Source organism: Chloroflexaceae bacterium, assembly GCA_025057155.1.
GTDB lineage: Bacteria > Chloroflexota > Chloroflexia > Chloroflexales > Chloroflexaceae > JACAEO01.
This window is the reverse complement of sequence record JANWYD010000017.1, coordinates 60,866-73,745: the sequence shown is the minus strand read 5'-3', so window position 1 is coordinate 73,745 and position 12,880 is coordinate 60,866. Positions and strand designations below refer to the sequence as shown.

Annotated in this window: 11 protein-coding genes; 3 read left to right on the top strand and 8 right to left on the bottom strand. The window is 63.5% G+C overall.

Going from position 1 to position 12,880, the window contains the following annotated elements:
- Positions 1-52 precede the first annotated feature (52 nt).
- Positions 53-694, bottom strand: a complete 642-nt coding sequence (locus tag NZU74_15505) for a molybdenum cofactor guanylyltransferase (GenBank protein MCS6882742.1) — start codon at positions 692-694, stop codon at positions 53-55.
- Between the two features lie 355 nt (positions 695-1,049).
- On the opposite strand from NZU74_15505, the gene NZU74_15500 reads away from it, so the two are divergent.
- Positions 1,050-3,002 carry an NAD-binding protein gene (locus tag NZU74_15500; GenBank protein ID MCS6882741.1) on the top strand — a complete coding sequence of 651 codons (1,953 nt, stop codon included), beginning with the start codon at positions 1,050-1,052 and terminating at the stop codon, positions 3,000-3,002.
- Positions 3,003-3,071: 69 nt separating this feature from the next.
- Here the strand turns inward: NZU74_15500 and NZU74_15495 are convergent, their stop codons facing one another.
- Positions 3,072-4,007, bottom strand: coding sequence for an HD-GYP domain-containing protein (locus NZU74_15495; GenBank protein MCS6882740.1), 936 nt, complete (start codon positions 4,005-4,007; stop codon positions 3,072-3,074).
- A 513-nt stretch (positions 4,008-4,520) separates the two neighbouring features.
- Between NZU74_15495 and NZU74_15490 the strand changes: the two genes are divergently transcribed.
- Both NZU74_15490 and NZU74_15485 read left to right on the top strand, forming a co-directional pair.
- Positions 4,521-4,934 carry a hypothetical protein gene (locus NZU74_15490; GenBank protein ID MCS6882739.1) on the top strand — a complete coding sequence of 138 codons (414 nt, stop codon included), beginning with the start codon at positions 4,521-4,523 and terminating at the stop codon, positions 4,932-4,934.
- A 119-nt stretch (positions 4,935-5,053) separates the two neighbouring features.
- Positions 5,054-5,821 carry a TIGR02206 family membrane protein gene (locus NZU74_15485; protein MCS6882738.1) on the top strand — a complete coding sequence of 256 codons (768 nt, stop codon included), beginning with the start codon at positions 5,054-5,056 and terminating at the stop codon, positions 5,819-5,821.
- Positions 5,822-6,012: 191 nt separating this feature from the next.
- Here NZU74_15485 and murA read toward each other — a convergent pair whose 3' ends face one another.
- The 6 genes from murA to NZU74_15455 all read right to left on the bottom strand — a co-directional run bounded on the left by murA (position 6,013) and on the right by NZU74_15455 (position 12,783).
- A complete protein-coding gene (murA, locus tag NZU74_15480; GenBank protein ID MCS6882737.1) occupies positions 6,013-7,350 on the bottom strand; it encodes a UDP-N-acetylglucosamine 1-carboxyvinyltransferase in 1,338 nt (445 codons plus the stop codon).
- 185 nt (positions 7,351-7,535) lie between these two features.
- Positions 7,536-7,946, bottom strand: a complete 411-nt coding sequence (locus NZU74_15475) for a hypothetical protein (protein MCS6882736.1) — start codon at positions 7,944-7,946, stop codon at positions 7,536-7,538.
- Positions 7,939-8,625 (bottom strand): FmdE family protein, encoded by a 687-nt coding sequence (locus NZU74_15470; GenBank protein MCS6882735.1) that lies wholly within the window; start codon positions 8,623-8,625, stop codon positions 7,939-7,941. The genes NZU74_15475 and NZU74_15470 overlap by 8 nt, the downstream gene beginning before the upstream one ends.
- Before the next feature lie 192 nt (positions 8,626-8,817).
- Positions 8,818-11,328 carry an arsenate reductase (azurin) large subunit gene (locus NZU74_15465; protein ID MCS6882734.1) on the bottom strand — a complete coding sequence of 837 codons (2,511 nt, stop codon included), beginning with the start codon at positions 11,326-11,328 and terminating at the stop codon, positions 8,818-8,820.
- Between the two features lie 11 nt (positions 11,329-11,339).
- Entirely contained in the window at positions 11,340-12,014 is a 675-nt protein-coding gene (locus NZU74_15460) for an arsenate reductase (azurin) small subunit (protein ID MCS6882733.1), read from the bottom strand.
- A 133-nt stretch (positions 12,015-12,147) separates the two neighbouring features.
- Entirely contained in the window at positions 12,148-12,783 is a 636-nt protein-coding gene (locus tag NZU74_15455; GenBank protein ID MCS6882732.1) for a response regulator transcription factor, read from the bottom strand.
- Between the last annotated feature and the right edge of the window lie 97 nt (positions 12,784-12,880).

The window sequence follows — 12,880 nt, the reverse complement described above, 5'->3', positions numbered from 1 at the left end:
AGGGCCACGCCGTATCAAACGGATCCAGCCATGTCAACCCCGATCATTCCGGTCAGTGCGCTGAGATCGCCGCGATCCTCTGCCGCGCCTGGTCGAGCTGCTCAGGGGTGTTCAGGCTGAACAGGGCCAGACCATCGGGATCATAGGCGGCGTATTCCTCCCGTTCCAGCACGCGAACGCGCACGTGAGGAAAGAACGCTGTCATGTGCCGCTCGCCCGCTTCCAGGGCATGGCGGATCGCGGGCAGGCAGGCGCGACTGTAGACGGCATGCAACGGCTCAAGGCCCAGATCGTTCCGCGTGGACCGGGGAGCGCGAGCGCGCGGCGCCAGCAGGTCATAGTCGCGCGGGACGGCGAGCATAGCCGCCAGCAATTCGCGCCTGAGGAACGGCATATCACAGGCCAGCACCAGCGCGAACGGGCGTGTGCAGGCCTCCAGGCCGGTGTAGACGCCGCCGAGGGGACCGGCGCCGGGATAGGCGTCACGCACCAGCCGCGCCGGCAATGGGGGCCACAGTTCAGGATCGTTCAACACCACCAGCGCCTCATCGCACAGCTCGTTAGCCGTCGCCAGGGTGCGCTCCAGCAGGGTTGGGCCATGCTCACCCCAGAGTCGCAGGCGGCGCTTGTCAATCCCCAGCCGCCGGCTGGCGCCTCCTGCCAGAATAATCGCGCTGATCGGTTTGTAGGCCATGGTATGGTATAACTTTATAATGAAGCCTTAATGGTCTGTGAACGAAGTTTTTCGGTAACTCCGCCCCCTCCCCAACCCTCCCCCGCCGGGGGAGGGAGTCCGGCTCCTCCCCCCAACTGGGGGAGGTTGGGAGGGGGGCGGAAAGGCAAGGAAGCTTCGTTCACAGACTACTTAATGGTCTGTGAACTACATTTTTTGCTCAACCCACCCCCTCTCCACCCCTCCCCCGCCGGGTTTAGGGGTGGACAGAACGCATGAGCGCAGATGTGATTCAAGGGTCGAGAAGGTGGAAACGTTTATCCAAAAATCTAACTTCACGGACTAACCCCAGCCTTGACTACTGATATCCGGCGCTATGCAGAACCGCGAGTACGACCCCATCGGCAGCAGCGAGGCCCGTTTGCAACGTCTGCTGCACCGACGCGAGCCATTGTGGCGCCTGATTGCCGCAAGCATCTACGACGTGTACGTGCTGGCCCGTGAGGCGCGCGTCACGCTCATCGGCTTCATCATTTTAACATTCGTCAACGTTATCTATCTCCTCTTTTTCTACGATCACGCCGCCGCCGGGATACGGCAGTTCACGGTGCTCTCCGCGCTCTACGAAACTCTGCGCATGATGGCGCTGGAGACCGACCTCCCCATCCCTGACGGCGATGTGCTTGGCGGCTTGCTGTTTTTTATCACCCCGCTGCTCGGCCTAGCGTTGCTGTTTCAAGGTATTCTCAACTTTGGACGCTTCGTGCTCGACAAGGGCAGTCGCCGCGAGGGCTGGCAGGTATCCCTGGCGCGCACGTACCGCAACCACGTGGTGGTATGCGGGCTTGGCAGCGTCACCTATCGCGTCATCCGCGAGTTGCTCGAAGCCGGCTACGACGTGGTGGCCATTGAGCGCGACTGGAACAGCGAATTCCTGGAGGCCACCCTGGCGCTCAGCGTGCCGGTCATCCACGGCGACGCCCGTAGCCGCGAGACGCTGCGTAACGCCGGGATTACCCGCGCTCGCAGCGTCATCGCCGGACTCAACGACGACCTCGCCAACGTCGAGATCGGTCTCGCGGCTCGTCGTCTGCATCCGGGCATCACGGTCATCCTGCGGATTTTCAACGACGAACTTGACCTGAACCTGGAACAAACCTTTGGGCACAACAGTGTATTCAGCGCCTCGGCGCTGGCCGCTCCCACCCTGGCCGCGGCGGCCCTGGGGCGCTCGATTGCCCACGTGCTTCCGTTGCCGCCGCAGTTTAACCACGCCGACGGCGCGCCACGCCTCCTGGGAGTGTTGCAGCAACGAATTCCGCCTGGCAGCGACTTCGTCGGCCCGCTGGAGGAGCTTGAGGAACGCTTCGAGGTGCGCGTGTTGCACCATGTCAGGGGCGGGCCGTCGCGTTGGAATAGCGGCAAGAACCACCGCCCCTCCGAGCGCATCGAGCCTGGTGACGAGGTTGCCCTCCTTGGCCCCCTTGACCAGCTCGAGCGGGTGCACCTGGTTGACCAGAGCGTTTTCAACGGCCAGCAACCTATTATAGGGCTACGTAGCTTCAGCCTCGTCCCGCTTCCCGATACCGACCGGGCCTTCGACACGGTGATCGTCTGCGGGCTGGGGCGTATCGGCTTCCGCGTCGTGCGGGCGCTGTCGCTTATGCGCCCGCGCCCGCGCGTCGTGCTCATTTACCAGCACCCGGATACGGATCGCGAACTGCTCGAGGAGGTGCGCAGACTGGTCGCCGACCTCTACCAGGGTGACGCCCGCCTGGAAACGGTGCTGCGACATGCGGGGATCGAACGCGCCTGCGCGGTGATCGCCGCCACCGGCGACGACCTGACCAACATGCAGATCGGCCTGGCGGCGCGACGCCTGGCGCCCGACATTGACCTGGTGTTGCGCGTCTACAACGAGGATCTGGCGGAACGCCTGGAAACCCTCTTCGGCCCCCATACCACCTTCAGCGTGCCGGCCCTGGCCGCGCCCACCCTGAGCGCCGCCGCGGTGGTGCGCGGCATTGACTATGCCATCGAAGTCGCAGAGCAGATCTACACCACCACCATCCTGCGCGTGACGCCAGGCGACCATCTGGAAGGACACACGGCGGAAGAACTCCGCCAGAAGCAACGGGTGCTGGTGCTGGCGCTGCGGCGCGCAGAGGAGACCATCAAGGTCACCCTGAACACACGGCTTCAGGCCGGCGACGAAGTGGCCGTCTTGATCGACCTGCGCCGGCTCGAACAACTGCACAGCCGGCAGGCAATCCGGCCAATGGGGCGCTTCCGACCGGTCGCGCCCGTCAAGGCCCAGGCGCGCCGCTAAGCGGCGCAACCCTCCGGGTTGCGCTGTTTAGCGGCAACGGATCGCCCCGTAGCGAGAGGCAAACCACGCTTATGCCACCCGACGGTGGAAAGCGCCCCCTTCCTGGCGCTCAGCCTCGATCAGCGCACAGAAGGCCCGCACCACGCCGGGGTCGAAGAGCGTACCGGCGTGAGCCTTGAGGTAGTGCAAGGCCCGCTCTTGCGACCAGGCACGGCGGTAGGGCCGGTCGGAGCGGAGAGCGTCCCACACATCTACGACCGCAAAGATGCGCGCCGCCAGCGGGATCTGCTCCCCCATCAGACCCAGGGGATACCCGCTGCCATTCCAGCGTTCGTGGTGGTAATAGGCAATGTCCAGCACGGGACGCGAAAAGCCGATAGGGGCCAGGAGATCGTAGGCCAGCTCGGGATGCCGGCGCATCACCGCCCACTCCTCTTCGGCAAGGGCGCCCGCCTTGCGCAGAATAGCGTCGGGCACCCCGATCTTGCCGATATCGTGCAACATCGCTCCCTGGCGGATATACTCCAGCTCCTCGCCAGTAATGCCCATCGCCCGGGCCAGACGTACCGTAAGCGCGGTGACGCGGGCGCTATGTTCTTCCGTCTCATGATCGCGGAGATCGAGCACCCGCGACCAGCCCCTCAGAGTGGCCTCGGAGAAGGCCCGCAGGGCGCGGTTGGCCCGTTCGAGCGCCTGCCGTTGAGCCTCGAGATGCGCAGCGGCGCGCCGTTCACGCTCGACGACAAGGGCGATGATCTTCGTGGCGGCAATGAATAACATGACGCCGGTGACGCCGACAAAGGCCAGATCGTGGAGCATGTGGGTTGGAACAGCGGAGGGGTGCAGGTGCGGGAAACTCAACAGCAACCAGAGCAGCGCGAGAGTAGCATAGCCAGACACAAGCAGCCCGGCCAGATGGCGCGGGCGCGCCCCTCGGCGGCGCCGCTCTTCCAGGAGCGGTTCACAGCACACGTCCTCGGTGCGCTCGTTCACACGGTTCACCATCAGCACAGGACCTGATCCTTCCGCCGCGGGTATGCCGCCACCACACGCGAGAAACCGTGATTAGGAGCAACATCAGGCGCTTTGGGCGCGACACATACCCGGATCGGCGACTGGGTCGCGGCATCGTTGGCGCGAGCGCAGAATGAATACACGTATGCGGATGCTGGCGCTTCTTATTTTACCATAGCTGGAAGGTAAGCGACGCGACAATGCCCCCTTGCGAACCTTCCGTGAACGAAATACCACTCCGGGTTATCGTTCTATTGGCAGAGATGCACCAAAGTGACAGAGATCTCAGCTTATGTGCATGCCGTTTGTAACAGACTTGCGGTATGATAGGTATACGAGATGTCGTGACAGGGCGAACAACGTACACCGCGGTACGCGCCCGCCGGCTCTCGTCGCGAAGCTCTGGATTGGGTACCGGAGCGGATCAGCCGACGTTCTCCTCAGCATCGCAACAGGCCTCGCATCAGCCCGGCTGAACCGGCACCCACAGAAAGGACGCCTGCTGTGACCGACATCGACATTGAGGCCATGAGCATCGAAGAGCTAGAACGGCTGCGCGACGCAGTAAACCAGCGCCTGCTGCAGCTACGCTACAGCAACCGGCGCACCCTGCCCGAATTGCTCCGGATGCTGGAGGAACTGAAAGCGGTGCTCAACGACCAGGGAAAGCACTGGCGCTCACTCGAGCGCTGGCAGTGGATGGACGGTCAGATCCGGTTCTGGCTGAACCCCACCGACCAGGTCCATTACCAGTCCGGCTGGTACACCATTGATGAACTCATCCAGTGGTCGCAGGGGTACGGCCCGGTCTTCGTTCGGGAGGAAGAGGAGGAGGAAGAAGAAGAGGAGATCTGGACTGATGTCGATGGGGTGCGGATTCGCTGGCTCCCCGATGGAAGCATGCAGCGGGAGGGTTAGCCAATAACGGGCGGGTGCGCCAGTGCACCCGCCCGTACCTGCAACCTTCCACCCTTCGGCGGTTAGCCACCGTACCGCCCCGGCCCTGACTGTCTCCAGCGCGCCGGAAGACAGCGCCTATGCGCTCCGATTTCTTTGGTCTTGCCTATGAAGGCCCGCCCTTCACCCTGTTCTCCCTGGCGCATCTGCTCCCCCTGGCTGCGATTGTCCTGATCTGTGTGCTGCTTGGCCTGCTTACGCCCCGCCTCGGCGCGACGGGGCGCGACGGCCTGCGCTGGGGACTGGCGCTCTTCGCCTGCGCTAACTGGATTGGCTGGGATCTCTGGCAACTGGCCAATGGGATCTGGAGCGTGACATACTCCCTTCCTTTGCACCTCTGCACCTTCTCGGTGCCGCTGTCTGCGCTGATGCTTGCCACCCGCAACTACCGTCTCTACGAGGTGCTCTACTTCTGGGGCTTCGCCGGGGGCACGCAGGCGCTCATCACTCCGGATCTCACCGCCAGCGGCTTCAATTTTCCGCACTTCGTCTACTGGATCTTCTGGACCTCTCACGGAGTCGTTCTGTGGGCGGTGGTGTTCGCTGCCGCCGCCTGGGGCTACCGTCCCACCTGGAGCTCAATCGGCCGGGTGATGATCTTTACCGGATGCTTCGCGCTGGCGGTGGGCGTGGTGAACTGGCTTACCGGAGGAAACTACCTCTTCATCGCCCGCACGCCGGAGTTTCCATCGTTAATCGACTACCTCGGCCCCTGGCCCTGGTACATCGCGCCCCTGGTCATGCTCGCTGTGCTGGCCTTCCTGCTCGTATACCTGCCCTATGCCCTGAGCGACTGGCTGCGGGCGCGCAAGCTCCCGAGCGCGTCAGGTCGCCTGGGGCGGGAGTAGGCTCGTCGGGGAAACCGGGTTTTCCTGCTCCCTTCCCCTGGCCTATACATTCCCTACCCGTCGCCGCGCGCCGCATACGCTGTTCTAGTCGGGCATCGCTGCGTAAACCGACAGGAGCGACCGGCCGGTCGCCCCTGTCGGTCCAGGCGGGCAGGAAGGTGAGAGGCGGATCTTTCTCTCTCCCGCCCGCTCTACAAGAGCGCCGCGACGGGCACGCGTTCGATGCGCAGGTTCATCTGCGACAGCCGGGGAACCACGTCGCCGTAGCCGCGCTCCAGCAGATGAATGCCGCGGATGATCGAGACGCCGCGGGCGATGGCGGCGGCGATAATGTAGGCCAGACCGGCCCGCAGATCGGGAATGGTAATGATGTTGCCGTCGGACCGCAGCGGGGTCGGCCCGACGATGATGGCGCTATGCTCGTGGTTGCGATCGCGGTAGCGACAGGGCAGGCCGCCGAGGCAACTGGTGGTTAACTGGGTGTTGGCGCCGAGCTGGTTGAGGGCCTTCAGGTAGCCAAAGCGGTTCTCGTAGACAGTCTCGTGGATGATCGAGATCCCGTGGGCCTGGGTGAGCATCACCGCAAAGGGCTGCTGCCAGTCGGTCGAAAAGCCCGGGTAGACATCGGTCTCCACTATGGTGGGCGAGAGGCGCGCGCGGCGAAAGAACCGCACCGTCTCGGCGTCGAGCAGCTCGAACCCGCCCCCCACTTGCTGGAAGTGGGCCAGAAAGTTGCCGAGAATATTTGGATTGATGCCCCGCACGGTGATATCGCCATCGGAGGCCCCCGCCAGGCAGGCCCACGAGGCGGCCTCAATCCGGTCGCCCAGGATGGGCATGCGCGTGCCGCTCAGGCGCTCAACACCCTCGACGCGGATCTCGCGGCCGGCCGAGGTGAAGATGATCGCGCCCATGGCCCGCAGCATGGTAATCAGTTCGATGATTTCCGGCTCGATGGCTGCGTTGACGATCACCGAACGCCCCTGCGCCAGGACGCTGAGAAACAGGCACGTTTCGGTGGCGCCGACGCTGGGATAGGGCAACTCCACCACCGCCCCTTTCAGACGCCTGCGACGGCGGGCCACGTAGCCCTCCGCAGTCGTGCTCACCTCGCCCCCGAAGCGCTCGATGGCCATCAGGTGAAAATCCACCGGACGCTCGCCGATGCGGCAGCCGCCGACGACGGGCACGGCCGCCTCCTCGAAACGGTGGAGCAGCGCGCCCAGCAGCAGGATCGGTATCCGGTTGCTGCCCGAGTCTGGAATGGGAACGCGCGACGTGTGGATGCCGCGGGGGTCAATTCGTAGCCACCCCTCCATAGCCTGCACTGTGGCGCCGATAGCCTCGATCATGGCATGGGTAATCGCCACGTCGCCAATCGGCGGGCAATTGAACAGTTCAGACGGCGAATCGGCGAGCAGCGCAGCCACCATGGCCTTGGTAGCGAAGTTTTTGGCGCCAAGACAGGTGATTTGCCCCACCACGGGCGCGCCGCCGTGGATGCGATAGGCCAGTTCCTCTTGCACCATACCCTCTTTCGCACAACAGCGCGGCGCACGTCGCGCCACCTGTGGCGATCATACAAGAAAACGCTCCGGCTGTCTCTTACAGCAAGATGATATGCGCGGCGACAGGGCGCCGCCGGTCAGCGGCGACACCTCGCCACGGCAATTTGAAGACCACACCGAGGCAGGGAGGAGGGATGGGGGGCCTGCTAGCGACGCGCCCGTTTCCACCAGGCGCGTAGCAAGGCGACAAAGGAGACGACCAGCAGGAGGCCGCAGAGCAGCAGCGTCACGCCGTTGGCCAGGACAACGGCGACATTGCCGCGCAGAGGTTGGCCCTGGAGCGCGTCACGGAACAGGGGCAGCACGTAAGAGGTCGCCAGCACGCCCAGCAGCGATAGAACCAGCAAGCTCTGCATGGCGCGTCGGGCATACTGCGGCTCCAGAGCCACCACGCCCAGCAAGGCGATAGGCATGCCGAACAGCAGGGGGGTGACGGAACTGAACTCTCGCGCGCCAATAAGGTAACGGCTGACCAGACCGATCAGGGTCAGCAGGATGCCTGCCCAGAGGGCAACGCGGGGCGCCGCTCCGTAGGTTGGCCGTTCCGTTCTACCCATTGCGCCGCGCCAGCGGGACGGCCGGCACGAATTCGTAACGTTTCTCCTTCTTATTATAAGGCAGTTCGAGCACCTCTGGAGCCTGGAGTTCCGACCAGTAGACGCCCGTGCCAGCGCAGCCGGGGCAGAGCGTGCGCCCCTCGCGCAGCACCTCGCGCTGGTTGATAATCTCCTCGCCGCACTGCTGGCACTGCGTGCGCAGGCCGTTCCGACCGATCAGCGCCGCCAGATCCAGATTCAAGCTGACCGGACGCGCCACCAGCAATTCGGCGACCGGCATAATCTGGTAGGCTTCGAGATAGGCATGCCAGCGGCTCCGGGCATCTGGAGCGTAGGAGCGAGCCAGCGCGCGGGCCTCCGGGTGGGGATGGATGCGGATGGCCTGCCCGCTGCGCGTATCCACAAACGTTGCCGCGACCTTGCCCAGATCGATCAGGCGCAGCGTGCGGCGACCCAGCCAGCATCCCGTCGCCGCGCTCACCCCGTCGGCAAAACAGCCATCGGTTTCCACGAAGGTAAACAGACGCTTATCGGAGCGGGGCAACTCCAGACCCAGCAGCTCGCTGGCATACATCCCCATGCGCGCGCCGAGCACCTGCCGGGGGCAAAGATGGCGGTGCATGGCCGCCGATTGTTCCAGGACTGCGCGCAGCGGTGTTGAAGTGATCAACAGGGTCATCTGGTTCCGGCCTTCTAGATAAAACAAACGTGAACATCGCCCGGTAGAGGGACGGGGGAAAACCGGGCTTCCCCACGCTCACGCCCGCAGGGCGGCATGGTCGCTCTACCCTCCGGGTCGCGCACAACACAGCCGGGGTTCCCCATGCTCGCGCAGGGTGGAGGACGGGGAACCCGGGCAAAGCTCTCTGCGTCAGACAATCGGCTCGAAATTCGTCGGTTGATACGTCAGCCGTTTGTCGAGATCCTCAAGCCGACCAAGCCGCTGCAACCCGACCGCCGTCCCCTTGAAATACGGATTGGTCGTCTCCGGATCGACGTAGGGCGTACTCAGGCTGTTGGCCGTGGAACGAGGGTGGGCGAAGAGCTTGAAGAGCATGCCGGGTTTGACACTCGTGCTCACTATAGTGTAAGCCGTGGCTTCGCCGTAGTCGTTGTAGAGTCGCACGATATCGCCCGGTGCAAGCCCCTCTTTTTTCGCATCTTCAGGATTGATCTCGATGTAGGACATGGGCGTTCTTTCCGCATGAAATGGAATGTGGAGGTCATTATAAAAGGTTTGCCAGTTATTGTTCCTCCCATCGATAAGAAAGTATGGATACTTATCGATCTGCGCCTGAACTATCGCCGGAAAACCGGGCCAGGGGGTGGGCAGGAGCTTCGCCTTGCCGCTCTCGGTATGAAAGGGTTCGCCATTCTCGAAGTAGCGCACCCGGCCTACCGGTTTTCCATTCACGATCGTGACCGGGGTCTGGATGCCGTTGTTGCCCGCCGCCCTCAGAAAGGCGTAGTCCACCCCTTTGTAGCGCTCGGGGCTGGCCTTCACGCCATCGGCAAAGGCCTCGCCACCCTCCAGGAACACCTCTTCAGCGGTTTTCCACTCGAAGCCGCTGAAGCGCCGGGCCAGATCGGCATTGCCATCGGCTTCGGCCAGGGCCTTGATCCGCTGTGCCAGCATCGCGAAGATCTTCCAATCTGGCTCGGCCACCCCGGGCGGGTCCATAAACTGCTCGAAGAGCCGCAGGCGCCGCTCGCCATTGATCGAGGTGAGCGGGCTTTCACCCCAGGCCGCTGCCGGAAAGACCACGTGCGCGAAGCGCGCTGTCGCGATCGGGTAGATATCCTGAACGATGATGAATAGCCCCCCCCGGCTGATCGCGTCGAGCACAGCCTGCGCTCTGGCGGCATTGTCAGCGGCGAAATTGGCGTCCAGGGCATCGCGCACCAGTTTACCACGGGTCTGCAGGGTCTCGCGCATACGCTGAGCGTTGAGCGTGGTCACCGCCGGATTGCACCCTGCCACATAAAACACACTTCCCTGACCCTGGCTCAAGAGATCGTCTATATATGGCGCAGGGCGCGGCCCCTTATAGCTCGGGCGGGTGTAGCCTTCCTGGTGGCCGCCCAGACGCCCGCAACCCGTGCCGGGCTTGCCGAAGTTCCCGGTCAGCAGGGCCAGGTTGACGACACTGCCGACATTCTGGTAGTTTTTCAACCCCCAGATAACCCCCTTCTCGTAGAGGATCAGGGTGCGCGGGCGACTGCCATCAACCTTGGTCTCGGCGATCCAGCTTGCCGCCTGCTCGAGCTGAGCCCGCGAGAGGCCGGTGATGCGTTCCGCCTCGGCGAGCACTTCATCCAGACCCTTCGCCATCTGCAGGCTCTGGTCGAGGAACGGCTGCACGGTCTCGGCTTCGACGCGGTTGGCCAGGAAGTTTTTATCGTGCCACTCGCGCTCGTAGATGATCCGCGCCAGCGTATTGGCCACGACAATGTCGGTGCCGGGATTGAGTTGGAGATGCAGCACGCGATCCTTACCGCCGGCCTGCTCACTCACTACCACTGTCCCGGTGCGGCGCGGATCAATGATAATGATGCGGCCCGGTCCGACCAGTTCACCGGGGCGGGCGGCCTCCTTATCCTTCACAGTCACCCCTCGCAGGTTAGGCACCATGTGGACCAGGAAGAAATTGGTCTGGGTCTCGAAGGAGTTGGCTCCCCAGAGCACGATGGTATCGGCCAACTGGGCGTCCACGTAGGCGTAATTCAATTCTGGCACGCCCATGTCGCGCGAGGCATGCACTTCCGAGTTGTAGGCGGGCCGGTTGTGGATCGAGCAATTGACCGTCTGTACCGCCTCAAAGAAGAATTTGCCAACCGCCCAGTTATTCTCGAATCCGCCGCCGCCGCCGCCGTGGTCGAAGACCTTCATAAAGATCGAGTTGTTGCCATCGCGCTGGATACTGCCGTAGATGACCCGTGCGGTCAGATCGATCGCATCATCCCAGGTCGTCACCACCTGATCAGTGGCGCGATAGACCAGCGGATGGGTCAGGCGCACGCTGGTTGGCCCGTCGGGCCGGTAGAGACTGGCGCCGAGGGTGCCGCCGCGCCCCGAATGGTTGCCCTTGTTAACCACACACTCCTTATCAGGCACGACGGCGATGTGGAAGCGCCGCCCATCGCGTTCGGTGATGACCGTCTGGTGGGCCGGGGCGATCCAATCCGCGCTCAGCGGGGCCACCGGCTTGGTATAATCAACGCCTAATGCGTTTTCCTCAGGGCGCAGGCCTCCTGCCTGACCTTCGGGCCACTTGTAGACCTTGTAACCGCAGCCGACAATGCAGTAGTGGCACACGGTCTGAAACTTCTCGGCATCAGGAGGCGGCAGCACCAGCCGATCCGCCGGACGATGTACAGGCATCGCGATACCTCCTATGGCTTGGTCAGACTCAGATTATGCGGCCGGCCATAGATCAGTCCCTGCACGCCGATGGCGTAAATGTCCTGCCCTTCCACTTCCAGCACGATCCGGGGGAGGTGCTGGGTGGCCGGGCCGCTGATCAACATCGCATCGGCGGCGGCGTCGAAGTAACTGTAGTGGCAGGGACACATAAATATCCTGGTGGCGGGGTCATAACTGACCGGGCAGCCCATATGGGTGCACAGCCCGCTGTAGGCGACGATATCCTCATCCGGACCGACGCCACCGACCGTCTTTACACCCAGCTTGAGGATCTGAACCGGCGAAAACTGATCCGGGTAAGTAGCAAAGAATACACCTTTTTGAAGATCGGCAATAGTTGCGATCTTCAGCCGCGGGTAGGGCAAAAGATCGCCGATCATCGGTGCGGGCGCCGGTTCGGTTACGGCGACGGGAGTGGGCGCCTGGGGCGCCGTGGGCGCCGGCGCGGCCGTCGGAGGCGCCACTGTGGGAGGCGCGGGAGGCGCAGCGCAGGCCGCCAGGACCGCAGCAGCGCTGCCGACGGAACCGAGTTTGAGGAAACTGCGCCGACCGAGACGCGGTAGCTGCGTCCCGGCAACCTCGTCTGGCGGTGGCTGCGTCCCGGCAACAACCTCATCTGGCGGAGTAGCCCTCTGATCTTCCATCAATCACCCTCCGTAGTATCAGCCAGGCACGATATACGCAGGTCGTGATGAGCTTAATCGCCTGACCCGGCATCAGGGAAGATCCAAAGGGGTCAATCCTGTGATCCGAAGGGATCATGTTGCCTGATGAGGCTCAAATCCAGCCTCGGCGCATGGCCTCGGCGACCAGTTGGGTCCGGTTACGGACGCCTAGTTGATCGGTGAGTTCCTGGATGCGCCGCTTGACGGTGACTTCGCTGACGTGTAGCATCGAGCCGATCTCGGAGGTGGTCGCGCCGTCGGCGAGGGCCCGCAGCATGCGCAGGGCGCTGACGTCGCCGCCCAGATCCTGGCGCACCCGCTCCCGCCGCAGTTCCGTCACGCTGCTGAACAGGGTTCCGACCAGGGCCGGCGAGACGACGTGCTCGCCGCGCGCCACAGCGCGGATGGCATCCAGAATGGCCCCATAGGCGCTGTGTTTCAACAGGTATCCCCGCGCCCCGGCCTCAATCGCGGCCAGGACATAGGCGGGATCATCGTAGCTCGAAAGCACCAGACAGGCCGGCACGGGCGTTTGTTCCTGGATGCGGCGCAAAACATCAAGACCGCCCAGGCGCGGCATACGCACATCAATGAGCACCACATCAGGCGCTACGGCGGCAACCGAGGCCAGCATCTGTGTGCCGTTATCCGCTTCGCCCACGAGCGTCATATCATTCTGGCAACAGATCAGGCTGCGCAACCCTTCGCGCACGATGGGGTGATCATCAGTAACGAAGACTCGTATCACGAGCGCCTCCTGTATCTTGAACATTACCGGGTAGCACAACCGTATGGGTGTGTAACGGGAAAATAGAGAAACCGGGTTTCTGCACCCCGGCTCCCTG

Bases quoted from the DNA above. Each gene is read 5' to 3' on its own strand.
- NZU74_15505 (MCS6882742.1), bottom strand. From the start codon at position 694: ATGGCCTACAAACCGATCAGCGCGATTATTCTGGCAGGAGGCGCCAGC.
- NZU74_15500 (MCS6882741.1), top strand. From the start codon at position 1,050: ATGCAGAACCGCGAGTACGACCCCATCGGCAGCAGCGAGGCCCGTTTG.
- NZU74_15495 (MCS6882740.1), bottom strand. From the start codon at position 4,007: ATGGTGAACCGTGTGAACGAGCGCACCGAGGACGTGTGCTGTGAACCG.
- NZU74_15485 (MCS6882738.1), top strand. From the start codon at position 5,054: ATGCGCTCCGATTTCTTTGGTCTTGCCTATGAAGGCCCGCCCTTCACC.
- murA (MCS6882737.1), bottom strand. From the start codon at position 7,350: ATGGTGCAAGAGGAACTGGCCTATCGCATCCACGGCGGCGCGCCCGTG.
- NZU74_15475 (MCS6882736.1), bottom strand. From the start codon at position 7,946: ATGGGTAGAACGGAACGGCCAACCTACGGAGCGGCGCCCCGCGTTGCC.
- NZU74_15470 (MCS6882735.1), bottom strand. From the start codon at position 8,625: ATGACCCTGTTGATCACTTCAACACCGCTGCGCGCAGTCCTGGAACAA.
- NZU74_15465 (MCS6882734.1), bottom strand. From the start codon at position 11,328: ATGCCTGTACATCGTCCGGCGGATCGGCTGGTGCTGCCGCCTCCTGAT.
- NZU74_15460 (MCS6882733.1), bottom strand. From the start codon at position 12,014: ATGGAAGATCAGAGGGCTACTCCGCCAGATGAGGTTGTTGCCGGGACG.